Source organism: Pseudooceanicola sp. DL12 (assembly GCF_056270665.1).
Window position 1 is genome coordinate 2,957,475 of record NZ_CM149884.1, and the last position, 26,677, is coordinate 2,984,151.

At 67.2% G+C, this 26,677-nt stretch carries 23 protein-coding genes; 10 read left to right on the forward strand and 13 right to left on the reverse strand.

Annotated elements, in window-relative coordinates:
* The 4 genes from fdhF to AC0WR5_RS13795 all read right to left on the reverse strand — a co-directional run bounded on the left by fdhF (position 1) and on the right by AC0WR5_RS13795 (position 6,063).
* Positions 1-2,886 carry a formate dehydrogenase subunit alpha gene (fdhF, locus tag AC0WR5_RS13780; RefSeq protein WP_475863934.1) on the reverse strand — a complete coding sequence of 962 codons (2,886 nt, stop codon included), beginning with the start codon at positions 2,884-2,886 and terminating at the stop codon, positions 1-3.
* 100 nt (positions 2,887-2,986) lie between these two features.
* Positions 2,987-4,504, reverse strand: coding sequence for a formate dehydrogenase beta subunit (locus AC0WR5_RS13785; protein WP_475863935.1), 1,518 nt, complete (start codon positions 4,502-4,504; stop codon positions 2,987-2,989).
* The gene (locus tag AC0WR5_RS13790; protein ID WP_475863936.1) at positions 4,501-4,995 is read right to left on the reverse strand and encodes a formate dehydrogenase subunit gamma; all 495 of its coding nucleotides are present in this window, start codon (positions 4,993-4,995) and stop codon (positions 4,501-4,503) included. Before AC0WR5_RS13790 ends, AC0WR5_RS13785 begins: the two co-directional genes overlap by 4 nt.
* 186 nt (positions 4,996-5,181) lie before the next feature.
* A complete protein-coding gene (locus tag AC0WR5_RS13795) occupies positions 5,182-6,063 on the reverse strand; it encodes a LysR family transcriptional regulator (RefSeq protein WP_475863937.1) in 882 nt (293 codons plus the stop codon).
* A gap of 323 nt (positions 6,064-6,386) precedes the next feature.
* Between AC0WR5_RS13795 and AC0WR5_RS13800 the strand changes: the two genes are divergently transcribed.
* Positions 6,387-7,778 (forward strand): bifunctional enoyl-CoA hydratase/phosphate acetyltransferase, encoded by a 1,392-nt coding sequence (locus AC0WR5_RS13800; RefSeq protein WP_475863938.1) that lies wholly within the window; start codon positions 6,387-6,389, stop codon positions 7,776-7,778.
* On the forward strand, positions 7,775-8,962 hold the full coding sequence (locus AC0WR5_RS13805) for an acetate/propionate family kinase (RefSeq protein ID WP_475863940.1): 1,188 nt from the start codon (positions 7,775-7,777) through the stop codon (positions 8,960-8,962). The genes AC0WR5_RS13800 and AC0WR5_RS13805 overlap by 4 nt, the downstream gene beginning before the upstream one ends.
* Positions 8,963-9,099: 137 nt before the next feature.
* Here AC0WR5_RS13805 and hemP read toward each other — a convergent pair whose 3' ends face one another.
* On the reverse strand, positions 9,100-9,261 hold the full coding sequence (gene hemP, locus AC0WR5_RS13810) for a hemin uptake protein HemP (RefSeq protein WP_475863941.1): 162 nt from the start codon (positions 9,259-9,261) through the stop codon (positions 9,100-9,102).
* A 576-nt stretch (positions 9,262-9,837) separates the two neighbouring features.
* Between hemP and AC0WR5_RS13815 the strand changes: the two genes are divergently transcribed.
* Entirely contained in the window at positions 9,838-10,773 is a 936-nt protein-coding gene (locus AC0WR5_RS13815; protein WP_475869020.1) for a PHP domain-containing protein, read from the forward strand.
* Positions 10,774-10,942: 169 nt separating this feature from the next.
* Positions 10,943-12,607: an acyl-CoA dehydrogenase family protein gene (locus AC0WR5_RS13820; protein WP_475863942.1), complete on the forward strand. Its 1,665-nt coding sequence runs from the start codon at positions 10,943-10,945 to the stop codon at positions 12,605-12,607.
* Positions 12,608-12,695: 88 nt separating this feature from the next.
* On the opposite strand, the gene AC0WR5_RS13825 is transcribed toward AC0WR5_RS13820, so the two are convergent.
* Positions 12,696-13,250 (reverse strand): MarR family winged helix-turn-helix transcriptional regulator, encoded by a 555-nt coding sequence (locus tag AC0WR5_RS13825; protein ID WP_475863943.1) that lies wholly within the window; start codon positions 13,248-13,250, stop codon positions 12,696-12,698.
* 339 nt (positions 13,251-13,589) lie between these two features.
* Positions 13,590-13,838, reverse strand: a complete 249-nt coding sequence (locus tag AC0WR5_RS13830; RefSeq protein WP_475863945.1) for a hypothetical protein — start codon at positions 13,836-13,838, stop codon at positions 13,590-13,592.
* Between the two features lie 572 nt (positions 13,839-14,410).
* Between AC0WR5_RS13830 and AC0WR5_RS13835 the strand changes: the two genes are divergently transcribed.
* From AC0WR5_RS13835 to AC0WR5_RS13845, 3 genes are read left to right on the forward strand one after another with little or no spacing between them, the layout of a single operon-like run.
* Positions 14,411-15,490 carry a pyridoxal-phosphate dependent enzyme gene (locus AC0WR5_RS13835; RefSeq protein WP_475869022.1) on the forward strand — a complete coding sequence of 360 codons (1,080 nt, stop codon included), beginning with the start codon at positions 14,411-14,413 and terminating at the stop codon, positions 15,488-15,490.
* Entirely contained in the window at positions 15,487-16,647 is a 1,161-nt protein-coding gene (locus AC0WR5_RS13840) for a M24 family metallopeptidase (protein ID WP_475863947.1), read from the forward strand. The genes AC0WR5_RS13835 and AC0WR5_RS13840 overlap by 4 nt, the downstream gene beginning before the upstream one ends.
* The gene (locus tag AC0WR5_RS13845) at positions 16,644-17,420 is read left to right on the forward strand and encodes a maleate cis-trans isomerase family protein (protein ID WP_475863949.1); all 777 of its coding nucleotides are present in this window, start codon (positions 16,644-16,646) and stop codon (positions 17,418-17,420) included. The genes AC0WR5_RS13840 and AC0WR5_RS13845 overlap by 4 nt, the downstream gene beginning before the upstream one ends.
* Positions 17,421-17,441: 21 nt before the next feature.
* Here AC0WR5_RS13845 and ybaK read toward each other — a convergent pair whose 3' ends face one another.
* Positions 17,442-17,912, reverse strand: a complete 471-nt coding sequence (gene ybaK / locus AC0WR5_RS13850) for a Cys-tRNA(Pro) deacylase (RefSeq protein ID WP_475863951.1) — start codon at positions 17,910-17,912, stop codon at positions 17,442-17,444.
* 160 nt (positions 17,913-18,072) lie between these two features.
* Between ybaK and AC0WR5_RS13855 the strand changes: the two genes are divergently transcribed.
* The 3 genes from AC0WR5_RS13855 (at position 18,073) to AC0WR5_RS13865 (ending at position 21,348) form a co-directional block, all read left to right on the forward strand.
* A complete protein-coding gene (locus tag AC0WR5_RS13855) occupies positions 18,073-18,744 on the forward strand; it encodes an AAA family ATPase (protein WP_475863953.1) in 672 nt (223 codons plus the stop codon).
* A gap of 219 nt (positions 18,745-18,963) precedes the next feature.
* Positions 18,964-20,058, forward strand: coding sequence for a carboxynorspermidine decarboxylase (locus AC0WR5_RS13860; protein ID WP_475869024.1), 1,095 nt, complete (start codon positions 18,964-18,966; stop codon positions 20,056-20,058).
* 51 nt (positions 20,059-20,109) lie between these two features.
* Positions 20,110-21,348 carry a saccharopine dehydrogenase family protein gene (locus AC0WR5_RS13865; RefSeq protein WP_475863955.1) on the forward strand — a complete coding sequence of 413 codons (1,239 nt, stop codon included), beginning with the start codon at positions 20,110-20,112 and terminating at the stop codon, positions 21,346-21,348.
* Between the two features lie 48 nt (positions 21,349-21,396).
* Here AC0WR5_RS13865 and modC read toward each other — a convergent pair whose 3' ends face one another.
* The 5 genes from modC to AC0WR5_RS13890 form a co-directional block, all read right to left on the reverse strand.
* Entirely contained in the window at positions 21,397-22,479 is a 1,083-nt protein-coding gene (gene modC / locus AC0WR5_RS13870) for a molybdenum ABC transporter ATP-binding protein (protein ID WP_475863957.1), read from the reverse strand.
* Positions 22,476-23,171: a molybdate ABC transporter permease subunit gene (gene modB / locus AC0WR5_RS13875; RefSeq protein WP_475863959.1), complete on the reverse strand. Its 696-nt coding sequence runs from the start codon at positions 23,169-23,171 to the stop codon at positions 22,476-22,478. The genes modC and modB overlap by 4 nt, the downstream gene beginning before the upstream one ends.
* Positions 23,172-23,177: 6 nt before the next feature.
* Positions 23,178-23,972 carry a molybdate ABC transporter substrate-binding protein gene (gene modA / locus AC0WR5_RS13880; protein WP_475863960.1) on the reverse strand — a complete coding sequence of 265 codons (795 nt, stop codon included), beginning with the start codon at positions 23,970-23,972 and terminating at the stop codon, positions 23,178-23,180.
* Positions 23,973-24,038: 66 nt separating this feature from the next.
* Positions 24,039-24,410: a winged helix-turn-helix domain-containing protein gene (locus tag AC0WR5_RS13885; RefSeq protein ID WP_475863962.1), complete on the reverse strand. Its 372-nt coding sequence runs from the start codon at positions 24,408-24,410 to the stop codon at positions 24,039-24,041.
* Between the two features lie 342 nt (positions 24,411-24,752).
* Positions 24,753-26,603 (reverse strand): adenine deaminase, encoded by a 1,851-nt coding sequence (locus tag AC0WR5_RS13890; protein WP_475863963.1) that lies wholly within the window; start codon positions 26,601-26,603, stop codon positions 24,753-24,755.
* Between the last annotated feature and the right edge of the window lie 74 nt (positions 26,604-26,677).

Genomic DNA, 26,677 nt, shown 5'->3' on the forward strand with positions numbered 1-26,677 from the left:
TCACTCCGCCGCCGGCAGGATCCGCCGCGACCGAAGCGCCTGTGCGGCGTAATCCTCCTGCCAGTCCGACGGCCCGTTCGACGGGCTCACCTGTACCGCGGTCACCTTGTATTCCGGGCAGTTGGTCGCCCAGTCGCTGAAATCGGTGGTGATCACGTTGGCCTGCGTGTCCGGGTGGTGGAAGGTGGTATAGACCACGCCCGGGCTCACCCGGTCGGTCACCTTGGCGCGCAGGCTCGTCTCGCCCGAGCGCGAGGCCAACCGCACCCAGTCGCCATCGCGAAGCCCGCGGTTCTCGGCGTCATGCGGGTGGATCTCCAGCAGGTCCTCGCCGTGCCAGGCCACGTTTTCGGTCCGCCGCGTCTGGGCCCCCACGTTGTACTGGCTCAGGATCCGCCCGGTGGTCAGCAGCAGCGGGAAACGCGGTCCGGTCTTCTCGTCCGTGGCCACGTATTCGGTCACGATGAACCGCCCCTTGCCGCGCACGAACCCGTCCACGTGCATCAGCGGCGTGCCCTCCGGATGCTCATCATTGCAGGGCCATTGCACGCTGCCCTTTTCCTCCAGCAGCTCGTAGGTGACATTGGCAAAGGCCGGCGTCGTCAGCGCGATCTCCTCCATGATCTGCGCCGGATGGGTATAGGTCCAGCCCGCCCCCATCGCATTGGCCAGCATCTGGGTCACTTCCCAGTCCTCGTAGCCGTTCAGGGGCTTCATCACCTTGCGCACGCGGTTGATGCGCCGCTCGGCATTGGTAAAGGTGCCGTTCTTCTCGAGGAAGCTCGACCCGGGCAGGAAGACATGGGCGTAATTCGCCGTCTCGTTGAGGAAGAGGTCATGCACGATGACACAGTCCATCGCCGCAAGGCCCGCCGCCACGTGTTTCGTGTCGGGATCCGACTGCAGGATATCCTCACCCTGGCAATAGAGGCCCCTGAAGGTGCCATCCACCGCCGCATCCAGCATGTTGTTGATGCGCAGCCCCGGCTCCGGGTCGATCGCCACGCCCCAGGCATCTTCGAAGATCGCGCGCACCTCGGGGTTTTTAACGTGGCGATAGCCCGGCAACTCGTGCGGGAAACTGCCCATGTCGCAGCTGCCCTGAACGTTGTTCTGGCCCCGCAGCGGGTTCACCCCCACACCCTCGCGACCGACGTTGCCCGTCAGCATGGCAAGGTTCGCGATACCCATCACCGTGGTCGAGCCCTGGCTGTGTTCCGTCACGCCGAGGCCATAGTAGATCGCACCGTTGCCACCCGTCGCGAACAGCCGCGCCGCCGCGCGCAGCTCTTCCGCAGGCACCCCGGTCAGCATCTCCACCGCCTCGGGCGCATGTTTCGGATCGGCCACAAATGCCGCATACTCCTGGAACTCGTCCCAGTCGCAGCGCTCGCGGATATAGGTCTCGTTCATCAGCCCTTCGGTGACGATCACATGGGCCATGGCGGTCACCACGGCCACGTTGGTGCCGGGCCGCAGCGCCAGGTGATGGGCCGCCGCCACATGGGGCGATTTCACCAGGTCGATGCGCCGCGGGTCCACCACGATCAGCTTGGCGCCCTGCCGCAGCCGCTTCTTCAGCCGCGAGCCGAACACCGGGTGCCCGTCCGTCGGGTTGGCTCCGATCACCATCACCACGTCGGAATGCTCGACGCTGTCGAAATCCTGCGTGCCCGCGCTGGTGCCGAATGTCTGGCCCAGGCCATAGCCCGTGGGCGAATGGCAGACCCGTGCGCAGGTGTCGGTGTTATTGTTGCCGAACACCGCCCGCGTCAGCTTCTGCACGAGGAATGTCTCTTCGTTGGTGCAGCGGCTCGAGGTGATCACCCCCACCGAATTCTTGCCGTATTGCGCCTGGATGCCCTTCATCCGCCCGGCGGCAAAGCGCAGCGCCTCGTCCAAGCTCACTTCGCGCCAGGGCTCGTCGATGCTGTCACGGATCATCGGGTTCAGGATCCTGTCGCGATGGGTGGCATAGCCATAGGCAAACCGCCCCTTCACGCAGGAATGGCCCCGGTTCGCCTTGCCGTGCTTCCAGGGCACCATGCGCACCACCTGGTCGCCGTTCATCTCGGCCTTGAAGCTGCAGCCGACACCGCAATAGGCGCAGGTGGTGATCACCGAACGCTCCGGCGTGCCCAGCTCGATCACGCTCTTTTCCTGCAGCGTTGCCGTCGGGCAGGCCTGCACGCAGGCGCCGCAGCTCACGCAGTCGCTCTCGAGGAAATTCTCTGCCGCCACCGACACACGGCTGTCGAAGCCGCGCCCCTCGATGGTCAGCGCAAAGGTGCCCTGCACCTCCTCGCAGGCCCGCACACAACGGTTGCAGACGATGCATTTGCTCGGATCATAGGTGAAATAGGGGTTGCTGTCGTCCTTGGGCAGCCATTCGGGATTGGCCTCGCCGCTGGTGTTGCGCGCCTCGAAATGATTGGCCAGCCCCTCGGCCTTGGAATAGCGCACCTCGCGCAGCCCCACCATGCCCGCCATGTCCTGCAGCTCGCAGTCGCCATTGGCCGCGCAGGTCAGGCAGTCCAGCGGGTGATCGGAGATATAGAGCTCCATCACCCCGCGCCGCAGCTTCTGCACCGCCGGCGTCTGGGTATGCACCACCATCCCCTCGGCCACCGGCGTGGTACAGCTCGCCGGCATGCCGCGCCGCCCCTCGATCTCCACCGCGCAGAGCCGGCAGGAGCCGAAGGCCTCCAGGCTGTCGGTCGCGCAGAGCTTGGGCACCTTGATGCCCGCTTCCGCCGCGGCCCGCATCACGCTGGTTCCGGCGGGCACGGTGATGTCTACCCCATCAATCGACAGGTGCACGGGCTTTCCCCTCTTGGCGGGGGTGCCCATGTCGTCTTCATCCCAGGGAATAACGAAATCCCTCATCACCGTGCCCTCCGAAACTCTTGCGTCTTTCCCGAAACACTCCGGGATGCGCGGGGGTCAGCCCCCTCGCTCCCCGGCCATCCGCCTGCACAGGATGCGATCATTCCGCCGCCTCCTTCACGCCCGCGAATTCCTCGGGAAAGGTCTCCAGCGCCGACATCACCGGATAGGGCGTGAACCCTCCCAGTGCGCAGAGCGATCCCACCTTCATTGTCTGGCAGAGGTCGGTCAGCAGCTCCACCGCCGCCCCGTCGCCTGCCGCGATCCGGTCCAGCGTCTCCACGCCCCGCACCGCGCCGATGCGGCAGGGCGTGCACTTGCCACAGCTCTCCACCGCGCAGAATTCCATTGCAAACCGCGCCATCTTCAACATGTCCGCCGTCTCGTCGAAGACCACGATGCCGGCATGGCCGATCAGCCCGCCCTTGCCGTCGAACTCCTCGTAGCCAAAGGGCGTGTCGAATTTCTCGCGCCCGAAATAGGCCCCCAGCGGCCCGCCGATCTGCACCGCCTTCACCGGGCGCCCGCTGGCGGTGCCGCCCGCGACACCCTCGACCAGCTCGCCCAGGTGCATGCCGAAGGCCGTCTCGAACAACCCGCCGTATTTCACGTTGCCCGCGATCTGCACCGGGATCGTCCCCTTGCTGTGGCCCAGCCCGAAATCGGCATAGAACTGCGCGCCGCGCTCGAAGATCACCGGCACCGTGGCCAGGCTGATCACGTTGTTCACCACCGTCGGCCGGCCCAGGAACCCCTCCAGCGCCGGCAGCGGCGGCTTGGCCCGCACCACGCCGCGCTTGCCTTCCAGGCTGTTCAGCAGGCTGGTTTCCTCGCCACAGACATAGGCGCCCGCGCCCACCCGGATCTCCATGTCGAAGGCCCGCCCGGAGCCCAGCACGTCCTGCCCCAGCACGCCCGCGGCGCGCGCCCGGCGCACCGCCTCTTCCATCACCGCCACCGCGTCGGGATATTCCGACCGGGTATAGACGTAGCCCATCGTCGCGCCGGTCCCGAGGCCGGCAATCGCCATGCCCTCGATCAGCGTATAGGGGTCGCCCTCCATGATCATGCGGTCGGCGAATGTGCCGCTGTCGCCCTCGTCGGCGTTGCAGACGATGTACTTGCGGTCCGCATGGGCCATGCGCACCGTGTCCCATTTCACCCCGGTCGGAAATCCGGCGCCGCCGCGACCGCGCAGGCCCGACATCTTCACCTCTTCCACGATCTCCAGCGCGGTCATTCCCAGCGCCCGGCGCAGCCCCGTCAGCCCGCCATGGGCCTCGTAATCGCTCAGGCTCAGCGGATCGATCACGCCGCAGCGCGCAAAGGTCAGCCGCGTCTGGCGGGCAAGGAACGGGATTTCCTCTGTCGGCCCCTGGCTCTCCAGCGTGCCATCCAGCAGCGCACCCACGTCCCCGGGCGCCACCGGGCCATAGGCCATCCGGCCCCGTCCCGCGTCGATCTCCACCAGCGGCTCCAGCCAGACCATGCCGCGGCTGCCCACGCGGATCACCTCGGCCTGCAGACCACGCGCGGCGACCTCTGCCGCAATGGCCCCGGCCACCTCGTCCGCGCCCAGCGCCTTGCCGGCGCTGTCCATCGAGACATAGATCTTCATGCCGGAACCCCCGCCTTCAGCTTGGCCACGAGGCCCTCGGCCTTGGCCGCATCCACCCGGCCGATCACCCGGCCGTCCAGCATCGCCGCCGGCGCACAGGCGCACAGGCCCAGGCAATAGACCGGCTCCACCGTCACCCTACCATCCGCCGTGGTGCCATGGGCATCGAGGCCCAGCAGCGACAGCACCCGCGCCGCAACGGCCTCCGATCCCATCGACTGGCAGGCCTCGGCCCGGCAGAGCTTCAGCACGTGGCGCCCGGCCGGCGCCTTGCGGAAATCGTGGTAAAAGGAAATGACGCCCGTCACCTCGGCGCCCGACAGGTTCAGTGCCCCCGCGATCACCGGCACGGCGGCCTGCGGCACATGGCCAAAGCGGTGCTGGATGTCATGCAGGATCGGCAGCAGTGGCCCCTCGCGCCCGGCGTGGGCGGCAACGATCTCGCCCAACTCCTCGGGCGTGGCACTTGCATCGCGTGGCGTGGGATCCATGACGAACCTTTCTGCTGGCTGGACTTGCCTGTTGCAGCGTCACGATATGAAAATCAATATCGTTATATCGTCATTCGATAGGCGTTTTCTATCAATCCCCCGCACGAACTCGCGATCTCCGTTCTGCGCGGTGGCCCTCAGGGTGGCACGCCCCGCATCATGCTCCCGCAACGAAAGATCGAGCGCTCACGCCGTCATGCGCGCGGCAACATCCAGAAGGGCCTGCAAAACCGGAGTATGCGGTGCACGATAGGGCGCAACCAGCCCCACCGAGGGCCCACCGCCCTCCATCCGCAGCGGCACCACACGCAGGTCCCGCCCCGCCACCAGGAAGTTCGCAAGAGTGTCCGGCAGCACCGAAACCATGCCCGCCATTTCCACGTGACTTGCCAGGACGACGGTCGAATTGCTCTCTACCCCCGCATGCGGGGCCATCCCCGCCCCGGCAAAGGCACGGTTGATGATACGGCGATTCTGCATGTCCGGCGTCAGCAGGCAGAGGTCCGCCCCCTCCAGGTCGGCCCAGTCCAGCACCTCGCGCTTTGCCAGCGGATGGTCCTGCCGGCAGATGACCGCATAGCTCTCCCTATAGAGCGGCACGGTGGAGACATGGCCCAGCGGCTCGTTGTCGAGATAGGACAGCCCCGCATCCACGTCGAAATTTTCAAGCATCTGCAGCACATCGGAGGAATTCCGGCTATGCACGGTGAAATCGACGCCCGGATGGGTATCGCGAAACCGCGCCACCAGCTTCGAGGCCCAGGTGAGCGAGGTGGGGATCACCGCCAGCCGCAGGTGCCCGGCCAGCCCGTCACGGGAAAACCGCATTTCCTCGCGCAGCCGCTTGACGTCGCCCACGATCTGCCGCGCCCGGGTCAGCGCAAGCTGCCCCTCGGGCGTCAGCCCGCCATAGCGCGAGCCGCGCAGCACCAGCTTGACGCCCAGCTGGTCCTCGAGCTGCCGGATGCCCGCAGAGAGCGTCGGCTGGGTCACGCCCAGGCTCTCGGCCGCCCGGCCGAAGTGCTGCTCACGGGCAAGCGCGATGAACATTTCCAGTTTCGATATCATCGTCCAGATGTGCCATGGCTCGGGGGGGCGGGTCCAGCGCCGGGTGGAACGCCGGAGGGGGGGCTCTGCCCCCGCCGGCCTGCGGCCGTCTCCCCCGGGATATTTCCGGCCAGATGACGGGGAGGCCCCACGCCCGTTTCATCTTTCCCGAAATACGGCTGTCGGACGTTGCGGCAGCATCCCGCCGGGCAAGGCCCCGGAATGACACCGGGGAAAGCGGCAAGAGCCTTGATCCATGTCACGGATCCGAAGCAGGCTCTCTTTATGCTGCAGACGCAGAAACAGCTGCCAAACGCCGGCGCCCGACGCGAGGAGACCGCCAGATGATGCTCGAGAACCGGACCTTCGACGAATTGCAGCCCGGCGACACCGCCGAGCTGAAGCGGCTCTGCACCCAGGACGACATGCTGGTCTTTGCCAATGTCTCGGGCAACCACAACCCGATGCACATCTATTCCCAGGACGGCGATGGCGACGGCGTGCGGGAGGCCATCGCCCCCGGCCTCTTCATCGGCTCGCTGATCTCGGCCGTGCTGGGCAACATCCTGCCCGGGGCCGGCACGCTCTACCGGGCCCAGAGCTTCGAGTTCCACGCCCGGGCCCATGCCGGGGACGAGCTGATCAGCCGCGTCACCGTCACCGCCAAGCACGAGCAGAAGCGCACCGTGACGCTGGCCACCGAGGTGCGGCGCGAGGGCGACGGCGCCCTGATCGTCACCGGCGTGGCCGAGGTCGAGGCGCCCCGCGTGAAGGTCCACCTGGACAGCCGCGACCTGCCCGGCCTGATCGTCCAGCGTCACCGCCATTTCGAGCGCCTGCTGCGCGAGGCCGAACCCCTCGATCCCATCGTCACCGCCGTGGTCTGCCCGGAAGAGCCGAAATCCCTCGGCGGGGCGCTGCTCGCGCGCAGGCACACGCTGATCGAGCCGATCCTGGTGGGCAACCCCGCGGCCATACGTGCCACCGCGGAGGAGATCGGCGAGAGCCTGGAGGGCGTCGAGATCATCGGGACAGAGAGCGATGCCGCCGCCGCCATCCGCTCTGTCGCGCTGGTCAACGAGGGGCGCGCCCATGCCCTGATGAAGGGGCACCTGCACACCGACCTGCTGATGAAACCCTGCCTCGACAAGGCCACCGGCCTGCGTGCCGGGCGTCGCTTCACCCATATCTTCGTGATGGACGTGCCGGGCCTGTCGCATCCGCTGCTGGTCACCGATGCCGCGATCAACATCCAGCCCGACCTGAAGACCAAGATGGACATCGTGCAAAACGGCATCGACCTGGCGCTTTCGCTCGGCATAGAGGAGCCCAAGGTGGGCGTGCTCTCGGCGGTGGAAACCGTGAACCCCGACATCCCCTCCTCGATCGACGCGGCGCTGCTGTCGAAGATGGCCGACCGCGGCCAGATCCGCGGCGGCCTCGTCGACGGGCCGCTCGCCATGGACAATGCCGTCGATCTCGGCGCCGCACGTACCAAGGGCATCACCTCGCCCGTCGCCGGCCGCGCCGAGGTGCTCGTGGTGCCCAATCTCGACGCCGGCAACATGCTCGCGAAACAGCTCGCCTATATCTCGCATGCCGAGGGCGCGGGCCTGGTCCTGGGCGCCCGGGTGCCGATCATCCTCAATTCCCGCGCCGATGACGACATGGCGCGCCTCGCCTCCTGCGCCGTCGCCGCCCTGCACCATCGCCGCATCACCGGAGGCGGCAAATGAGCCTGCCGCCCCGCGCCCGCCACATCCTCACGCTCAACGCCGGTTCGTCGTCGCTGAAATTCGGCCTCTTCACCTCGGAAACCCTGCCGCTCGCCACCGGCCTGGTGGAGAAGATCGGCTCGCGCGCGCACCTGCGCCTGAAGCGTCCCGAGGGCGAGGTGCTGGAGGACATCGACCTCACCGTCGACCGTGGCAAGAACCACGCCGGCGCCCTCGCCGCGGCCCTGGCCGTGCTGCGGCGCGACTTTCCCGGCACCGATATCGGTGCCGTCGGCCACCGCGTCGTGCACGGCGGGCCGCGCTTTGCCGATCCGATCCGCCTGGACGAGGATACCCTCGCCTATCTCGACCGCCTCGTGCCCTATGCCCCCCTGCACCAGCCGCACAACCTGGCCGGCGTCCGCGCCGCGCTCGACAGCTTTCCCGATGCCCTGCAGGTGGCCTGTTTCGATACGGCCTTCCACCGCAACCACCCCTTCGTCAACGACACCTTCGCCCTGCCCCGCAGCTATTACGAAAAGGGCGTGCGCCGGTACGGCTTCCACGGGCTCAGCTACGATTACATCTCCGGCGCGCTGAAACAGATGGCGCCCTCGCTGCACGATGGCCGCGTGATCGTGGCGCACCTGGGCAATGGCGCCTCGATGTGCGGCATGCTGGGCGGGCGCTCCATCGCCTCTTCCATGGGCTTCTCGGCGCTCGACGGCCTGCCCATGGGCACCCGCTCCGGTCAGATCGACCCGGGCGTGCTGCTCTACCTGATGGACCAGGAGGGCATGAACCCCGCGCAGATCTCCGAGCTGCTCTATACCCAGTCGGGGCTGAAGGGCATGTCCGGGGTCAGCCACGACATGCGCACCCTTCTTGCCTCCGACGCCCCCGCCGCGGCCGAGGCCATCGCCTATTTCACCTACCGCATCCGGCGAGAGCTGGGCGGGATCGCCGCTGCTCTGCACGGGCTCGATGCGGTGGTCTTCACCGGCGGCATCGGCGAGAATGCCCGCGAGATCCGCGAGCGGGTCTGCCAGGGCATGGAATGGATCGGGATCGAGCTCGACGCCGCGCGAAATGCCGCCAACGAGACGGTGATCTCCGCCCCTCTCAGCCGCGTGCGCGTCATGGTCATCCCCACCAACGAGGAGCTGGTCATCGCCCGCGCCGCTGCCAGGCTCGGGCTGGCCTAGCTGAAACCGCCCGGGCCCGCCGTCGATGCCCGCGCCGGCCGAAAATGCGAAAAGGGCCGCCCCGGGCGACCCTTTCTCTGTCTCTTGCACGCTGATCCCGCCCACCGGGCAGGCCCCGTCACTTCGTCAGGATCAGCTCACTTCGTCAGGATCAGCTTGCCCGCGCGGGTGATCCGCAGGGTATAGATCTGATCGTTCAGAACGATCTGTGCCAGCGATCCGCCCTCGGTCAGCTCCAGCGCGTAATGTTGCGGAATTGCCGAAGTGGCGGTGTTGCGGTCGATTTTTTCAGGCATCATCGCGGTTTTTCCTTCCATGCCAGCCCTGGAGGCCCCCCTTGCGGAAACGGACCCGGCCCTGTCCTCGCCGTGTCCCGCGGTTTCGTCCCGGGCCGTGCTCCGGCCGGCGTCATCCGCCTGCCCGTCACCCGTCATCCCGCCAACCGCGCGTTCCATAAGGTCATTCCCCGTTGCACTCAGAATCGGGCTTCTTCACGCGTATGGCGAAGTGGCTTGATTGCCTAAAAGCTGACTTATCTGATCAGGAATGTCAATCCGACTAAAATAGTCAATTACTCTGCAACCCCTGTTCTCGGCGGCAAAATCCGCCTGCTGCCGTCTCACTGTGCATCCTGCTCCGCCCGGCGCAATACGCCTGCCGCTTTCGTCTTTCCCCTGGCAGGTCGGGGGAATCGCCCGGTGCGGGCGGTGGGGGCGTGGCCCCCGGGCCCGCCACCGCATCATGCAATTTGCAAACGACCTGTGCTCGTTTTGCAAAGAGCCTTTCGCATCCGGGCTCTTGCGGCGCGGCGGCCTGTCATGAAACCATCGCAGGATCCGCCTAGACACGCGGCATCCCACGACGAAAGGCCCATGATGCAGCTCACCGCTTTCTCCCGTCCCGGACATTTCTACCGGGGCAATCTGCATACCCATTCCACCCTCTCCGACGGCATTCTCGAGCCGGCAGAGGTCTGCCGCCGCTACAAGGCCGAAGGCTATGATTTCATTGCCCTCACCGACCATTTCGTGGGTCAGTTCGGCTATCCCATCGCCGATACCACCCCCTTCCGCGACGACAGCTTCACCACCATCCTCGGCGCCGAGCTGCATTCCGGCTCGATGAAGAACGGCCAGCTCTGGCATATCCTCGCCGTCGGCCTGCCCACGGATTTCGCGCCCACCAACACCCCCAGCTTCGTGCCGGTCCCAGATCAGGAGAGCGCCGCCGAGATCGCCCAGCGCGCCCGCGATGCCGGCGCCTTCGTGGCCATCGCCCACCCGCAATGGTCCGGCCTCACGCTCGAGGAAGCCCGCGGCGTCACTGCCGCCCATGCGGTCGAGATCTACAACCACGGCTGCGCGGTGGGGTGCGACCGCCCCGACGGGTTCGCCATCGCCGACCTGCTGCTCTCCGAGGGCCGCGAGCTCACGGTCATCGCCACCGACGACGCGCATTTCTATGAGCCCGACCATTTCGGCGGCTGGGTCATGGTCAAGGCCGAGGCAAACACCCCCGAGGCCCTGCTGCAGGCCCTCAAGGACGGCGCCTTCTACGCCTCGCAGGGCCCCGAGCTGCGCGACATCCGGGTGACCGAGGACGAAGTCACGGTCGAGAGCACCGCCGTCTCCTCCGTCCTGGTGCAGGGCCACGGCATCTTTGCCACCGCCAGACACGGCGAGTCGATGACCCGCACCTCCATGCCGCTGGAGCGGTTCAAATCCTCGCCCTGGCTGCGCTTCACAGTCGTCGACCGCGGCGGCAAGCGCGCCTGGTCGAACCCGATCCGCAATCCCGGCTTCGCCGGCTGATCCCGCACTGCCCGCGCCGCCCGCGCGGGCAGCACCACCGCGACAGCGCCCGTCCGGTCTGCCACGTGCCCGCTGCGGGCCCCGTCTCGGCCAGCCGCCGCCTGCAACGCAGGGAAACCCTTTCAATGGGCGGCCCTCCGCGCGTAGGCTTCGCGCAGGAGGAGAGACCATGACCGAACATACCGCCCCCGCGAGCGCCGCGATCAGCGCCCTTGGCACCCACGAGGTCACCAATCAGCCCGGCCCCCGCGGCGACATCGACCTCTGGACCAGCGACATCCCCCTGCAGGAGGCGATCTCGCGCCACGAGGGCATGCCCGATCCGCTCGCGCTCTACGGCGCCCGCATGGGCAGCGAGGCCATGCGAGAGGCCGGCATCGAGGCCAACCGCCATTCCCCCGAGCTCAAGCTCTTCGATGCCGGCGGGCGCCGCCTCGACGAGGTGCGCTTCCACCCCGCCTACCACGGGCTGATGGCCGAGAGCCTCGCCGCCGGCTATTCCGCCGTGGCCTGGGAGAAGGCCCCCGAAGGCGCCACCGGCGCGCCCTCTGGCGGCCATGTCACCCATGCCGCCATGGTCTATCTCGCCTCCCAGGTCGAGCCGGGCCACTGCTGTCCGCTCACCATGACCTATGCCGCCACACCGGCCCTCGCCGCCACCCCCGAGATCGCCGCGATCTGGCAGCCCAAGCTCACCTCGCGCCGCTACGATCCCTCGATACGGCCCGTCGCGCAGAAGGACGGCGCCACCCTCGGCATGGCCATGACCGAGAAGCAGGGCGGCTCCGACGTCCGCGCCAATACCACCCGCGCCGTGCCCGACGGCGGCATGTACCGGCTGACCGGGCACAAGTGGTTCTGCTCCGCCCCCATGTCCGACGGCTTCCTGACCCTGGCCCAGGCCCCCGGCGGGCTGACCTGCTTCCTGGTCCCCCGCTGGCTCGAGGGCGAGCGCAACGCCATCCGCATCCAGCGCCTCAAGGACAAGCTCGGCAACCGCTCCAATGCCTCCTCCGAGATCGAATATGCCGGCGCCCTCGCCTGGCGCCTCGGCGAGGAGGGGCGCGGCGTGCACACGATCATCGAGATGGTCCATCATACCCGCCTCGATACCGCCATGGCCCCCGCCGGGCTGATGCGTGCCGCCCTGGGCGAGGCGCATCACTGGGCCTCCCGGCGCACCGCCTTCCAGCGCCGCCTCCTCGATCAGCCGCTGATGCGCGCCGTCCTCGCCGATCTCGCCCTCGACTGGGAGGGCTCGCTCGCCCTCGGCCTGCGCGTCGCCCAGAGCTTCGACGGCCAGAGCGAGGACGACCGCGCCTTTGCCCGCATCGGCGTGGCGCTGGCGAAGTACATCTCGAACAAACGCGCCCCCGTGGTCACCTACGAGGCGATGGAGGTGCTGGGCGGCATGGGCTATGTCGAGGACACGCCGATGCCGCTGCTCTACCGCGAGGCGCCGCTGAACGGCATCTGGGAGGGGTCCGGCAACGTCATCTGCCTCGACATCCTGCGCACCCTCGCGCGCGAACCGCTGGCCGCCGAGACGCTCAAGCGCGAGCTGCGCCTCGCCGGCGGCATCGACCGCCGCTTCGATGCCGCGCTCGCCGATCACCTGGCCCGCTGGCCCGCCCTGCCGCCGGAGGAAGAGGCCCGCTGGTTCGCCGAACGCCTGGCGCTGCTGCTTCAGGGGGCACTGCTGATCCGCCATGCGCCGGGGGCCGTGGCCGATGCCTTCGTCGCCACCCGGCTCGATGGTCAGGCCGGGCGCACCACCGGCGCCATGCAGGGCATGGATGTTTCCGCCATCCTCGAGCGGATCTGCGCAGACTGATCCCGCCCCGGGCCGCAGGCCCCATGAAAAAGGCGCCCCGGATCTCTCCGGCGCGCCGCCCTTTCGTCCCGATCGCCCGCGCGTCCGCTCAGGCGCCGCCTTCCTCCAGTGCCGCCTCGCCCAGCAGCCGGCCCTCGACGTTCAGGTCATTCATCACGCCCATCAGCTTCGACAGCGTCCGGTACAGCGTGCGACGTTCGGCCGCGGTCAGCTTTTCCAGCAGAAAGCGCTGACGGGCGATGCCGACGCGGATCACCTCGGCGCCCACCTTCTGGCCTTCCTCGGTCAGTTCAAAGATCGCCCGGCGGGCGTCCTTCGGGTCATTGTCCTTGTGAATATAGCCGCGTTCGGCCAGCGCCGCCGCCGCGCGGCTGATCTGCGCCCCGTCCAGCAGCAGTTTCTCGCAGATCTCGCCATAGGACAGCGGGCCGGAGTTCACCAGCCGCGCCAGCACCCGGCCCTCGGCCAGGGTCAGCCCGAAATGACGCGCGAAGTACTTGGAAATGTTACGATTGAACTCACCCGACAGCATGCCGATCCGGTAGGTCAGGTAGTCCTCGTGCTCCATGTCCTGGTAGCCGCTGAAGGCGGACTTGTCGTCGAGAAAGGCAGGCATCTGCCAGTACGGTTGGCTCTTGGGCATATCTTCGTGCTTTCCTGTTACGGATCGCGGAAAACCTAGACTTAAATATTTGTGGCGTCAAATAATTTTCCGGCTTATCTCTGGCATTTAGCGGATCGCCGCCAAAGATTTACGCGGCAATCTGCCGTTTTCCCGCCAGAACGGCAACCCGCTTTCCGCAACACGGTCCTCACGATGGCGAACGACAGCCATCGCGGGTGGTCTGCGGCCCGCCGGGCGGTAGCGGCGCGGGCCCTTCCGGGCGGCAGGATCCCCTCCGCATGGCGCCCCCGATCAGCCCCCGCCGTGCCCCCGCCGAGCCCCCGTCGTGCCCCCGTCGAGCCCCCGTCGAGCCCGCGATCAGAAGCGGATCGTCAGCCCGCAGCCCACCGTCGTGGCGGCGAAATCCATGAACTCGACGTGGCCGTGGCCGGTGGAATCCCAGGCCTCCTTGGCCAGGCCCGCGCCCATCGACACCGCACAGCGTTGCAGCAGCGACATGTCGGCCGCCTCGCCCGCCCGCGCCAGTGTGGCGCCGGCGATGAAATGGCTCGTCTTGTCGTCCTGGGGAAAGCTCAGAAGCCCGAGGGCGAGCACGAGAAACTGCATCGGAATTTCCTTTAGATTGTCGCTTTAACAAATTGGCAACTATTTGGGGCATCCCGGCCTCTCCACCGGAAAGGGAGGCCATGATTAACTGGTAAATAACCAATTTTGACCGGATCTTCCGGCGGGGTCGGTGGCGGCACAGCCTGTCCCGACAGGGGCTGTCACGGCACCTTTCCGGCCTGTCCCCGCGCCCCGGGCGCGCTGATTTTCTTCGTGATCTCAGCGCACTGGCGCGCGCCAGCCGCCGCGCCTCATGCTGCAACGCGCCATGGCCGGCGCCTGTCTCGCGGGCCCTTCGGCCCCGATCCCGGCCCCGATCCCGACCCGATCCCGGCCCGGCGCCCGGCCGGCGGGGCCCGGAGCCACCTCCCGGGTGCCCGTCCCGGCTTGCCCGGTTAATGCCGCATTTGCGCGCAGTGCCTCGCGCCCTTGGGGCCATCCGCACCCGGCCTCGCCCCATCCCGTGCCGTTCCGGCACCGCGGCCGTCAAATATGTCACCGCCGCGCGCCTTTCCCGGGGGGACGGCGCGATCCCGGCTTGACCCAGGTGCCCCGTGATGCACGCTGCCTGCATGAAGACCATGCAGAACCCCTTCTTCGGCTCCGGCCTCGCCTCTCCCGCCCTCGACGGGATCCCCGCGCCCTCCACCGATGCCGCGCGCGTGCAGGCGCTGCTGTCGCGCTGCCCGCGTGCCGCGCAAACGCCCCTGCTGGACGTGCCCGGGCTCGCCTCCGCCGCACGGGTGGCCCGCGTCCTTCTCAAGGACGAGCGCGACCGCATGGGCCTCGGCAGCTTCAAGGCCCTCGGCGCCGCCTATGTCATCGCCCGCGACGCCGAACAGGGCCGGGCCCGCGGCCGCACCTATGTGACCGCCAGCGCCGGCAACCACGGGCTCTCCGTCGCCGCCGGGGCCGCGGCTTTCGGCGCCCATGCCCGCGTCCATATCGCCGAGACCGTGCCCGAGGGGTTCGCCGCCCGGCTGCGCGCCGAGGGGGCCGAGGTGATCCGCTCCGGCGCCACCTACGAGGAGAGCATGGCCGCCGCCGCCGATGCCGCCGATCAAAACGGCTGGATCCTGCTCTCCGACAGCTCCTGGCCCGGCTATACCACCCGTCCGCATAGGCTGATGGAGGGCTACCTCGCCCTGATCGACGAGGCCGCGGGCCAGCTCGCCGCGCATCAGCCCGATCCCCCCAGCCACATCTTCCTTCAGGCCGGTGTCGGCGGCCTGGCCGGCGCCGTCGCCGCCTATGTGCGCCGCATCTGGGGCAAGGCGCCGGTGATCTGCGTGGTCGAGCCCGAACACGCCCCCGCCCTGCAGGCCTCGATCGCCGCCGGTGCGCCGGTCATCGCCACGGGGCCGGTCTCGGTCATGGGCCGGCTCGACTGCAAGGAACCCTCGCTCATCGCGCTGCGCGGCCTCGCCCGTGACGCCAACGCCTTCCTCCTGGTCACCGAGGAGGAAGCCGAGGAGGCCGTCGGCGCCTGTGCCGGGCTCGCCCTGCCCACCACGCCCTCCGGGGCGGCCGGCGTCGCCGCGCTGCTCGCCTCCGCGCCGCACCGCAAGACGCTCGGCCTCACCGCGGCCTCCACCGTGCTGGCCTTGCTCACCGAGGGCCCCGAGGACACCGCCGCGGGACCCGGCGCATGACCGGCGGGCGCGGCTTTCCCGTCGCGGAATACCGCGCCCGGCTCGCCCGCGCCCAGACCCTCATGGCCCGGCACGACCTCTCGGCCCTTCTGCTCACCACCGAGCCCGAGATCCGCTATTTCACCGGCTATCTCACCCGCTTCTGGGAGAGCCCCTCGCGCCCCTGGTTCCTGGTCATCCCGCTGGCCGGCGACCCCGCCGCCGTCATCCCCGCCATCGGCGCCCATCTCATGGGCCAGAGCTGGATCGACGACATCCGCACCTGGCCCGCCCCCGCGCCGGGCGACGAGGGCCTCGCCCTTCTCGCCGACACGATATCCGAGATCGCCCCCTCCGGCCCCGTGGGCCTGCCCTCCGGGCACGAGAGCCACCTGCGCCTGCCGCTGGCCGATTATACCGCGCTCAAGGCCCTTCTGCCCGGCCGCCTCACCGATGATGCCGATATCCTCGCCCGCCTCCGCCGGGTGAAATCCGAGGCCGAGATCGACAAGATCCGCACCGCCTGCACCATCGCCGCCGCCGCCTTCGCCCGCGTGCCCGAGATTGCCGCCGCCGGCGTGCCCCTCGATCAGGTCTTCCGCCGCTTCCAGATGCTCTGCCTCGACGAGGGGGCCGACTGGGTGCCCTATCTCGCCGGCGCAGCCGGGCCGGGCGGCTACGGCGATGTCATCTCTCCGGCCACAGAGGCCCCCCTCGCCCCCGGCGACGTGCTCATGCTCGATACCGGCCTGGTGCACGACGGCTACTTCTGCGACTTCGACCGCAACTTCACCCTCGGCCCCGCCCCCGATGACGTGCGAGAGGCCCAGGCGCGGCTGATCGACGCCACCCGCGCCGCCTTCGAGCTGGCCCGCCCCGGCGTGACCCACGGCGATCTCTACCGCGCGATGCAGCCCTACCTCGCTCCCCTCGCCCCCGGCCGCCTCGGCCATGGCCTCGGCATGCAGCTCACCGAAGGCCCCTCGCTCCTGCCCTGGGACGACACGCCCCTCGAACCCGGCATGGTCCTCACGCTCGAACCCTCCTTCGATCTCGCCGCCGGCCGCATGATGGTGCACGAGGAAAACATCGTCATCCGCGAGACCGGCGCCGAATGGCTGACCCCGCCCGCGGGGTATGACCTGCCGGAACTGGATATCGAACTGGACATCGCATGAGCGCCCTGCCCTATACCCTCGATCCCGCGCCGCCCGCGCGCCTTGCCATGATCGTGCTGCAGGCCGACGAGACGATCGAGACGGAGTTCCGCGCCCTGCTGCCCGCCGACCTGCCGCTGCAAACCGCCCGCGTGCCCTCCGGCCAGGCCCTCACCCCCGAGACCATCGGCGCGATGGAGGCCCGACTGACAGAGGCCGCCGCCCGCCTGCCCAGCCACAGCGAGGTGCCGGGCGTGCACCTTGGCTATGCCTGCACCGCCTATGCCTGCACCTCCGCCACGGCCCAGATCGGCGCGCCCCGCGTCCATGCGCTGATCGGCCGGGGCACGCTGACACAGGCCGCCACCGATCCGGTCACCGCGCTGATCGCCGCCTGCCGCGCCATGGGCATTGCCCGGCTCGGCGTGCTCTCGCCCTATGTCCCGCAGGTGGGCGCGCGCCTGATTCAGGTGCTGTCCGAGGCCGGCATCGCCACCCCGGCCGCGGCCAGCTTCAATGAACAATACGAGGCCCATGTTGCCCGCATCTCCGCCGCCTCGCTGATCGAGGCCGGCCGGCATGTTGCGCAACAGGCAACCGTCGATGCACTCTTTCTCTCCTGCACAAACCTGCGCACCCTCACGGTGATCCCACAGCTCGAGGCCGAGACCAGCCTGCCGGTGCTCTCGTCCAATCAGGTGCTCGCCTGGCACATGCTGGGTCATGTCGCCACGGCCCATGCCGCGCCCTGGCGCGCCGTCCCCGGCCGCCTTGCGGCCTTCTCCCCGCAATAATCCGCCCGGAGAACTCCAGCCTCAGCCGGTGATTTCCGCCACCCCGGCGCCCAGCAGGGCAATCGCCGCCTCCGGCGCCACTTCCACCATCAGGCCCCGCTGACCGCCGTTCAGGATCACCGTCGCGTGGTCGCGGATGCTGGCATCGAACACCACCTTCACCCGCTTCTTCTGGCCAAAGGGGCTGATGCCGCCCACGTGGAATCCCGTCTGCCGCTCCGCCTTGGCGGGCTCCATCATCTGCGCACCCTTGCCGCCCAGTGCCGCCGCCGCCCGCTTCAGCTTCAGCGTCTGCGCCACCGGGATCACCGCGCAGGCGGGCCGGCCGTCCACCTCCACCATCAGCGTCTTGAACACCCGCGCGGGGTCCGCGCCGATGGCTTCCGCCGCATGTTCGCCGATGTGATGCCCGGCGGCATATTCATAGGCATGCAGGGTGTATTCCACCCCGCCCTTGTCCAGGGCCCGCGTGGCCTGTGTTGCCTGGCTCATCCTCTGTCTCCCCGGCCGCGGCATTTCGCGGTCCGTTCAAATTCTCCCGGCTTTCTAACCTGGCGCTTAACCGCTCTTCCACCACGTCCCGCATTCGCCCCTTCCCAGGGCCCGCATTCGGAGTAGGATCAGGGGATCCCGCACAGAACAGGGGCCGCCAATGCCTGATACATCCGCGCCCACCCGCATGACCACCACCGCGCCCGTCGTCACCTCGGTCGAGGCCCTGGCCGAACGTATCTGGGCCCTGCCCGACACCGGTGCCCGGCAGATGATCGCCCTGGCCGGTCCGCCCGCCTGCGGCAAGTCCACGCTCTCGCGCCTGCTCGCCGCCCGCTTCGCCGAACCGGGGCGAGAGATGGTCGTGGTGCCGATGGACGGCTTTCACCTCGACAATGCGCTGCTGTCGCGGCGCAACCTGCTGCCGCGCAAGGGCGCGCCGGAAACCTTCGATGCCGATGGCTTCCTCAACGCCATGCGCCGCCTGCGGCACGAGGATCACGTCGTGCTCCCGGATTTCGATCGCGCCTCCGACCGCGCCATTGCCGGCCGGATCGAGGTCACCGCCCGTCACCGCCTCGTGCTCGTCGAGGGCAATTACCTCTGCTCCACCGCAGCGCCCTGGGATGCGCTGCGCGACGGCTGGGATCTCTGCATCGCCGTCAACGTCGAGGAGGAGGTGCTGCGCCAGCGGCTGATCCGGCGCTGGCTCAAGCACGGGCTGCCAGAGGATCAGGCCACCGCCCGCGCCGAGGGCAACGACATGGTCAACGCCCGATTCGTGGCCGAGACCCTCGCCTCGCCGGATGTTGTCTTCCGCTCGGAGCATTAACCCGCCCGATTTTTGCGCCCTTCCCGACGGGTGTCGATTTCGCACCGTCGCGATACCGACGCGATACCGACGTAATACCGACGTTGGAATCGTGGCATATCAATAGTTTGGCGAATCGCCCCTTGAGCGTTTACCGACGTGCCCCAAGTCTTGTATGGCGGGGGGGTTGGTCCTATACGGGCCGCCTTCCGCGTTTACGGTTTCAGAGGTCCGGACATGCTGCAGACGCCCTACTACCTGATCGACAAATCTGCGCTTCGCCGCAACATGGAGAAGGTCGCCTGGTTGCGGCAACACTCTGACGCCAAAGCACTTTTGGCGTTGAAATGCTTTGCCACATGGTCGGTTTTCGACCTGATGAGCGAGTACATGGACGGCACCACCTCCTCCTCGCTCTACGAGGTCAAGCTCGGCCGCGAGAAATTCCCCGGCGAGACCCATGCCTATTCCGTGGCCTGGGCTGATCACGAGATCGACGAGGTTCTGGCGAACTCTGACAAGGTGATCTTCAACACCGCCGGACAATTGCAGCGTTTCGAAGAGGTTAGCCGCAATCACACCCGCGGCCTGCGCGTCAATCCCGGCGTCTCCACCTCGGAATTCGACCTCGCCGATCCGGCCCGTCCCTTCTCCCGCCTGGGCGAACATACCCCCGAGGATATCGAGCCGGTGCTCGACAAGATCTCGGGCTTCATGTTCCACAACAACTGCGAAAACGCTGATTTCGAACGCTTTTCCAACATGCTCGGCAGTATCGAACAGCGTTTCGGTCACCAGATCCGGCAGATGGACTGGATCAGCCTTGGCGGCGGCATCCATTTCACCGGCGAGGGCTATCCCCTCGACCGTCTTGCCGACCGTCTGAAACGCTTTGCCGACAACAATGGCGTGCAGGTCTATCTCGAGCCGGGCGAAGCCTCGATCACCAAGACGACGACGCTGGAAGTCACTGTTCTGGATACGCTTTTCAACGGCAAGAACCTCGCCATCGTCGACAGTTCGATCGAGGCCCACATGCTCGACCTGCTGATCTATCGCGAGAGCGCCAAGGTGGCCCCCAACGAGGGCCCCGAGGAATGGATGGTCTGCGGCAAGTCCTGCCTGGCCGGGGATATTTTCGGAGAGTTCCGCTTTCCCGAGGCCCTGAAGCCTGGCGACCGCCTGTCCATTCAGGATGCAGCGGGCTATACCATGGTAAAGAAAAACTGGTTCAACGGCGTGAAAATGCCGGCCATCGCCATCCGCGAAGAGGATGGATCGACGCGCCTTGTGCGCGATTTCGACTACGACGATTTTGTTGCGGCCCTGTCGTAATCACGTCGTAGCAGTGCAACCCGACCGAACCAAAGGGGGTACACGGGAAGAATGAAACGTAATGTCCTGATCATCGGCGCTGGCGGCGTCGCCCAGGTTGTGGCGCATAAATGCGCCCAGAATAACGATATTCTCGGCGATCTTCATATCGCCAGCCGGACGAAATCGAAATGCGATGCCATCGTGGCCTCTGTCCACGAAAAGGGCGCGATGAAACAGGATGGCGTCTTCGAGACCCATGCCGTCGACGCGATGGACAGCGCGGCCGTGGCCGAGCTGATCCGCAAGACCGGCGCCGAGATCGTGATCAACGTCGGCTCTGCCTTCGTTAACATGACGGTGCTGGACGCCTGCATCGAGACCGGCGCCGCCTATATCGACACCGCGATTCACGAAGAACCCGACAAGATCTGCGAAACCCCGCCCTGGTATGCCAACTACGAGTGGAAGAAACGCGAGCTCTGCACCGAGAAGGGCGTGACCGCCATCCTCGGCGCCGGCTTCGACCCGGGCGTCGTTAACGCTTTTGCCCGGTTCGCCATCGACGAATTCATGGACGAAGTGAAGTCCATCGACATCGTCGACATCAACGCCGGCAGCCACGGCAAGTATTTCGCCACGAATTTCGACCCGGAAATCAACTTCCGCGAGTTCACCGGCACCGTCTACTACTGGGAAGACCAGCAGTGGAAGGAAAAGAAGATGTTCGAGAGCGGTCGCGACTGGGAGCTGCCCGTCGTCGGCACCCAGCGCGCCTATCAGTCCGGCCATGACGAGGTGCATTCCCTCTCGGCCAATTACCCACAGGCCGACGTGCGTTTCTGGATGGGCTTCGGCGATCACTACATCAACGTTTTCACAGTGTTGCAGTCGCTGGGCCTGCTCTCCGAGCAGCCCGTTAAGACGGCCGAGGGCCTCGAGGTCGTGCCGTTGAAAGTGGTCAAGGCCGTGCTGCCCGATCCCTCCTCCCTGGCACCGAACTACACCGGCAAGACCTGCATCGGTGACCTGGTAAAGGGTATCAAGGACGGCAAGGACGTGGAAGTCTTCGTCTACAACGTCGCCGATCACAAGGAAGCCTATGAAGAGGTCGGCTCTCAGGGCATTTCATATACCGCCGGTGTGCCGCCCGTGGCCGCCGCGATGCTGGTCGCCACCGGCGAATGGGACGCCAAGACGATGAAGAACGTCGAGGAAATGGATCCCAAGCCCTTCTTCACCATTCTCGACCGCATCGGCCTTCCCACCCGTGTCGAATTCAACGGCACGGACAAGGCCTGGAACGAATAAACGTTTCTTATCAATGAGATACATTCCCCGCCACTTGGCGGGGCATGGTCATCCCCCGATGTCTTCCGGCGCGATCGACACCGTCTTGACGATAGCGTGACAGGTCACGCCCCGCGCGAGACCCATGGCCTGCACGGAGCGCTGCGTGACCCGTGCAAGCACCAGTCCCGCAGGCGTTCTGAGCGAGACGATCGCGCCCGGCCCCTCGCCTTTTCGCACCGTTTCGACCACTCCCGGCATCACGTTCAGGGCGGATATGCCCTCCGGCCTCTGCAGCGAGAGCGTGACCTCCTGCGCCGCGATCCGCACCCGTACGGCACGGCCCGGCGGCTGGGTCAGACGCGGCAGGAACAGCGAAACGCCCCCCGCTTCCAGCTCGGTCAAACCGTCGTCGTGATGCCGTTTCACATGGGTTTCCAGCAGCGCGCCCACGCTGCGCACACCCGTCGGAGCGAGGGCCGGATCGGAGAAGACCTCTACCGCCGGCCCCTGACGCGTCACCCGGCCCTTTTCCAGGACGATCACCGTGGTCGCCAGACGTGCCACCTCGGCGGCGGAATGGCTGACGTAGAGGATCGGCACATCGGTTTCGTCTCTAAGCCGCTCGAAATAGGGCAGGATATCCGCCTTGCGCTGTGCATCCAGGGCCGAAAGCGGCTCGTCCGCGAGGATCAGCCTGGGATTGGCCAGCAGGGCGCGACCTATGGCAACGCGCTGTTTTTCTCCTCCGGACAAGGCACCGGGCCGCCGGTCCAGCAGGTCGCCGATGCCAAGCATCTCGACCACGCGGCCCATCTCTGCGCCCTGCCCGTGGCGCCGGGCAAACCACCGGCCATAGAGCAGGTTCTGACGCACCGACATATGCGGAAAAAGGCGCCCCTCCTGGAAGATATAGCCCAGTCGCCGCCTGTGCGGCGCCAGGTTTACGCGCCGCGCCGTATCCAGCAGCACCCTGTCATCGAGCGAGATATGCCCCTCGGCCGGGGTCATCAGCCCCGCCAGTGCATTGATAATCGTCGTTTTTCCAGACCCGGACCGGCCAAAGAGCGCCGTCACGCCTGCGGGCGCATCGAAGGTGACGTTCAGATCAAAACCCTCGTAGGCCTGCCGCAACCGCACCGAAAGCGTCATCGTCCGGCCACCCGCCGGGCAACGCGCCGGGCCATCCATTCCGAGATCATCAGCGCGCCCATGGAGACGACGACCGAGACAATGACCAGCCGCATCGCCTGCCCCTCGCTGCCCGGCACCTGAAGCAGGGCATAGATCGCCGAGGGCAGCGTCTGGGTCTGGCCGGGAATGTTGGAGACGAAGGTGATCGTGGCGCCGAATTCCCCCATCGCCTTGGCAAAAGCAAGCACCGCGCCGGCGATGATCCCGGGCAGGATCAGGGGCAACGTGATGGTCGCAAAGGACCATGCGCGCGAGGCGCCGAGAGTGGCGCTTGCCTGCTCAAGCCCTTGATCTACCGCATCAATCGACAGTCGTATCGCCCTCACCATCAACGGAAAGGCCATGACCGCCGAGGCCAGGGCGGCCCCCTGCCAGCGAAAGGCAAACACGATCCCGAGCTCCGAGAGCGGCCCGCCGATCCAGCCCTTGGTGCCCATGGTGAGCAGCAGCAGGTAGCCGGTGACCACGGGCGGCAGGACAAGCGGCAAATGGACGATGCCGTTCAGGAGCTGCTTGCCCGGAAAGCTCCAGCGCGCGAGGGCATGGGCCGTCAGGATGCCGAGCGGCAGGCTGGCCAGTGTTGCCCAGAAAGCGACGCGCAGCGACAGCCGAACCGCCTGCCATTCCTGTGGGCCCAGCCAGTCCGTCACCTGTGCCTACTCCGCCCCTGCAATGCCGAACCCCTGCCTTTCAAAGGCTTCCATGCCGACCGGCCCCTTGAGATAGTCAAGGAACTCCGTGTTCAACGGATTGTCGCTGCCGCTCAGGATGGCCACGGGATAGATGATCGGCGGGTGGCTGTCGGCCGGGAAGGTGCCCAGGACGGTGACATTGTCATCGGCGGCGGCATCGGTGGAATAGACGATCCCGAGCGGTGCCTCGCCCGAGGAGACGAGCGCAAGAGCCGCGCGCACATTGTCGGCCTGGGCCACCTTGGGCGAGATTTCTTCCCACATTCCAAGGGCTTCGAGAGAGGCCTTGCCATAGATCCCGGCCGGCACTGCATCGACGAGCGCCATGGCCAGGTGACCGTCGCCCAGCATGCCGGAGAGGTCGAGCTCGGGCGTGATCGCGACAGGATCGCCGGCCTCCGCACTGACCAGAACGATCGAATTGGTCAGAAGGTCGCTGCGGCTGGCCGGATCTATCAACCCTTCTTCTTCCAGCGTATCCATCCAGCCGACATTCGCCGAGAGGAACAGATCCGCCGGCGCGCCCTGCTGGATCTGCCGCGCGAGCGCAGAGGAGCCTGCAAGGGACACCTGCAAGGTGTTTCCAGTATCCTCTTGATATTTATTCGCAATCTCGTCCATCGCGTTCTTCGTGCTGGCGGCAGCAAAGACAGTGACCGTGCCGGCGAGGGCCGGCGCGGCGCTGGTCGCAAGCGCAAGCAGGGCAAGAGCGACCCCGCTCAATGTGGAGCGGCCGCCCCGGATCAGGTCGAACGACATGGATGCCTCCTTAAATGCGATATTCCCGCTCGGGAATATCGCCTCCGCCGCGCAGCGCTGCAAGCGTTATTTTCCTTCGGACATATCGCTCAGCAATTCGCTCAGCCGGGCAATATGCGGGGCGCTTGCGGAAAGGGCCTCAGCCTCCATGGCGCGATACTCTGCCAGAACGATCTTACCGATCCCCGTCACCTCCGCCCCGCCGCCATGGGCGCCACCGCGGCTGGAGAGCACCAGCGGCTCGGCAAACATCGCGTTCATCGTCTCGACCAGTTGCCAGGCACGCTTGTAGCTCATGCCCATGCCCCGGCCCGCCGCCGCGATGGAGCCGGTTTCCTCAATGCGTTCAAGCAATTCCGCCTTGCCCGGCCCCAGCATCTCGCCGGGGCCGAACACCACGCGCAGGCGGAACTTCGGCTCTGTAAATCTGTCTGTCATGGCAGGATGATGCACCGCCGCCACGGGGCGGGCAAGGTTAACCGGACATGATGGGCTGCGCACGCCACGTCGGTACTGCGCTGCAGCGACTCATGCCGGAACCCCAGGTTAACAAGGCGATTTGGCTGAAATCGCAACGTCGGTATCACGTCGGTATTACGTCGGTATCGCGTCGGTGCGGAGGCGCGAAAACACCCCCGTTAACGGAGCGTGCGGTGGCCATCGGGCCCGAAAAGGCCGAGTTCGGTCCCGAAGCCCTGCCGGCACCGCCCTACACCCCTTTATCTTGGCAAAAATATCCCGGGGGCGCCGGCCATAGGCCGGCGCCCCCGGTTGCAGGTCTTACCAGACGATGGGATGGATCTCGCCGGTCTCGACATTGACAAAGCCCTCGGGCGCGCGCGGCCCGGGCGCCACCAGCACCCATTTCCAGGGCGCGCAGGTCAGCGTGGCAAAGGCCAGCCGCTCGGGGAAGCCCGCCCACCAGCGCGGCGAGGAGGTGGGTTCCCACATCCATTCCACCGGTTCGGCGGCGGCATAGAGCGCCTGCATCTCGGCATCGAGCTCTTCGGCCGTGCGGGCCGTCATCAGGCCGGCCACCTCGTAGCGCACCGTCGCGACAAGCTCGCCCTCGACCACCAGCGCCCAGCCGCCCTGCATGGCACGGATGGCGTTGACGGCCTTGGCCATGGCATCGTCGCAGGAGCCGCAGGCCCAGATGTTGTGCTTGTCATGAGCCATGGAGCAGGCCAGCGCCGTGCCCGGCGTCTTGGGACCGGTGCCGCGCCAGAACATCTTCGACACTTCGCCGTTGCCGGAGAAGCGGTCGACGATGGCGAACTTGGTGATGCATTCCTCGGCGTTGCGCTGCACCTTGCCGTCCACCACGGGCAGCTCCTCGGTGAGGAAGTCCTTTTCCCAGTAGAAGGGCCGCAGCACCGCGGCCTTGACCGTGTCGCGGCCCTCGGGGGCATGGATCGCGAAATCCTCGCCCGTCAGGTCACGCGGCAGGTTCACCGAGTTCTTCGCCCAGTCGGGCCAGTCGATGCGCACATCGGGGCCGGTATAGCGCGTGCCCTCGGAGACCTGCTTGCCGTCGGCCCAGACCTGGTCGATGGCGAGGGCATCGACATCCGAGAGCAGCACCATGTCGGCGAACCGGCCCGGCGCGATGGAGCCCACCCAGGCCTCGAGCCGCATGTGGCGGGCCGGGTTCAGGGTGACCATCTGGATGGCGATCTCGGGCGAGAGGCCCGCGGCCATCGCGAGGCGCACGTTGTGGTCGGTGGCGCCCAGCTTCATCGTGTCGGAGGCCGAGCGGTCATCGGTGCAGAGCGCGAAGTTCGACCAGTCGGTCTGGCCCTCGGCCAGCAGCCCCTTGATGATGTCGTCGAGCGAATGCGGGCGGATCTCGATGAAGAGGCCGCGGCGCAGCTTGTCGCGCACCTCCTGCGGGGTCCAGCCTTCGTGATCGGAGGAAAGACCGGCGGCGGCAAAGGCGCTGATGTCGGTGATGTCGCGCATGCCGGCGGCATGGCCCTCGACCACGCCGCGGCCGGCGAAGGTGGCGCCGATCATGCCCCAGAGGCGGTCATAGCTGGGGTTTTCCGGGTTCCAGACGGCGGGCCAGTCCATCACCTCGTCCAGCGAGGGCACCATGGGGCTGGCCATGAACTCGGTCATCTCGGCGGCGCCGAAATAGCCGCCGCCGTGCTCGTAGCCGGTGGGCGGCACGGCGGAACCGGGCTGCGGGAAGATCTTGTTCGGCATGCCGGCCTTGCGGGCCGCCAGCCAGAATTCGAGCGTCTTGGGCCCGTTGACGTTGGAAAACTCGTGGCTGGCCTCGCAGGTCCAGGTGCAGCCGTAGGGCAGCGTCAGCTGGCCCTCGCGTTCGGGTGTCAGGTGCGAGGACTCGATGTGCTTGTGCACCTCGCCGAAGCCGGGCACGGCGGAGAGGCCGGGGCGCTCGATCCGCTCGGCGGCCTCGCCGGGCCATTGCCCGGCCGGGCCGACCCAGGCAATGCGGTTGCCGGAGATGACGATCTCCTGGTCCTCGAGCCATTCGCGACCCCAGACCTCGAGCAGGCGACCCACCCGGAGAATCCGGTCGGCCGGGCGCTTGCCGAGCGCCACGAGGGTCAGGTTCTGGCGGATTGCCACCTCTTCCTTGGGATCAAGAAACAGATCCTGCATTGAGTTAAACTCCTGTTCGGTGCGGCCGGAAAATGCCGGACGCATCAATGGTGACGGCTCTGCCCTGTCGCGCC

Excerpts from the sequence above, each read along its gene's own strand:
- fdhF (WP_475863934.1), bottom strand. The coding sequence starts at position 2,886 with ATGAGGGATTTCGTTATTCCCTGGGATGAAGACGACATGGGCACCCCC.
- AC0WR5_RS13785 (WP_475863935.1), bottom strand. The coding sequence starts at position 4,504 with ATGAAGATCTATGTCTCGATGGACAGCGCCGGCAAGGCGCTGGGCGCG.
- AC0WR5_RS13790 (WP_475863936.1), bottom strand. The coding sequence starts at position 4,995 with ATGGATCCCACGCCACGCGATGCAAGTGCCACGCCCGAGGAGTTGGGC.
- AC0WR5_RS13795 (WP_475863937.1), bottom strand. The coding sequence starts at position 6,063 with ATGATATCGAAACTGGAAATGTTCATCGCGCTTGCCCGTGAGCAGCAC.
- AC0WR5_RS13800 (WP_475863938.1), top strand. The coding sequence starts at position 6,387 with ATGATGCTCGAGAACCGGACCTTCGACGAATTGCAGCCCGGCGACACC.
- AC0WR5_RS13805 (WP_475863940.1), top strand. The coding sequence starts at position 7,775 with ATGAGCCTGCCGCCCCGCGCCCGCCACATCCTCACGCTCAACGCCGGT.
- hemP (WP_475863941.1), bottom strand. The coding sequence starts at position 9,261 with ATGATGCCTGAAAAAATCGACCGCAACACCGCCACTTCGGCAATTCCG.
- AC0WR5_RS13815 (WP_475869020.1), top strand. The coding sequence starts at position 9,838 with ATGCAGCTCACCGCTTTCTCCCGTCCCGGACATTTCTACCGGGGCAAT.
- AC0WR5_RS13820 (WP_475863942.1), top strand. The coding sequence starts at position 10,943 with ATGACCGAACATACCGCCCCCGCGAGCGCCGCGATCAGCGCCCTTGGC.
- AC0WR5_RS13825 (WP_475863943.1), bottom strand. The coding sequence starts at position 13,250 with ATGCCCAAGAGCCAACCGTACTGGCAGATGCCTGCCTTTCTCGACGAC.
- AC0WR5_RS13830 (WP_475863945.1), bottom strand. The coding sequence starts at position 13,838 with ATGCAGTTTCTCGTGCTCGCCCTCGGGCTTCTGAGCTTTCCCCAGGAC.
- AC0WR5_RS13835 (WP_475869022.1), top strand. The coding sequence starts at position 14,411 with ATGAAGACCATGCAGAACCCCTTCTTCGGCTCCGGCCTCGCCTCTCCC.
- AC0WR5_RS13840 (WP_475863947.1), top strand. The coding sequence starts at position 15,487 with ATGACCGGCGGGCGCGGCTTTCCCGTCGCGGAATACCGCGCCCGGCTC.
- AC0WR5_RS13845 (WP_475863949.1), top strand. The coding sequence starts at position 16,644 with ATGAGCGCCCTGCCCTATACCCTCGATCCCGCGCCGCCCGCGCGCCTT.
- ybaK (WP_475863951.1), bottom strand. The coding sequence starts at position 17,912 with ATGAGCCAGGCAACACAGGCCACGCGGGCCCTGGACAAGGGCGGGGTG.
- AC0WR5_RS13855 (WP_475863953.1), top strand. The coding sequence starts at position 18,073 with ATGCCTGATACATCCGCGCCCACCCGCATGACCACCACCGCGCCCGTC.
- AC0WR5_RS13865 (WP_475863955.1), top strand. The coding sequence starts at position 20,110 with ATGAAACGTAATGTCCTGATCATCGGCGCTGGCGGCGTCGCCCAGGTT.
- modC (WP_475863957.1), bottom strand. The coding sequence starts at position 22,479 with ATGACGCTTTCGGTGCGGTTGCGGCAGGCCTACGAGGGTTTTGATCTG.
- modA (WP_475863960.1), bottom strand. The coding sequence starts at position 23,972 with ATGTCGTTCGACCTGATCCGGGGCGGCCGCTCCACATTGAGCGGGGTC.
- AC0WR5_RS13885 (WP_475863962.1), bottom strand. The coding sequence starts at position 24,410 with ATGACAGACAGATTTACAGAGCCGAAGTTCCGCCTGCGCGTGGTGTTC.
- AC0WR5_RS13890 (WP_475863963.1), bottom strand. The coding sequence starts at position 26,603 with ATGCAGGATCTGTTTCTTGATCCCAAGGAAGAGGTGGCAATCCGCCAG.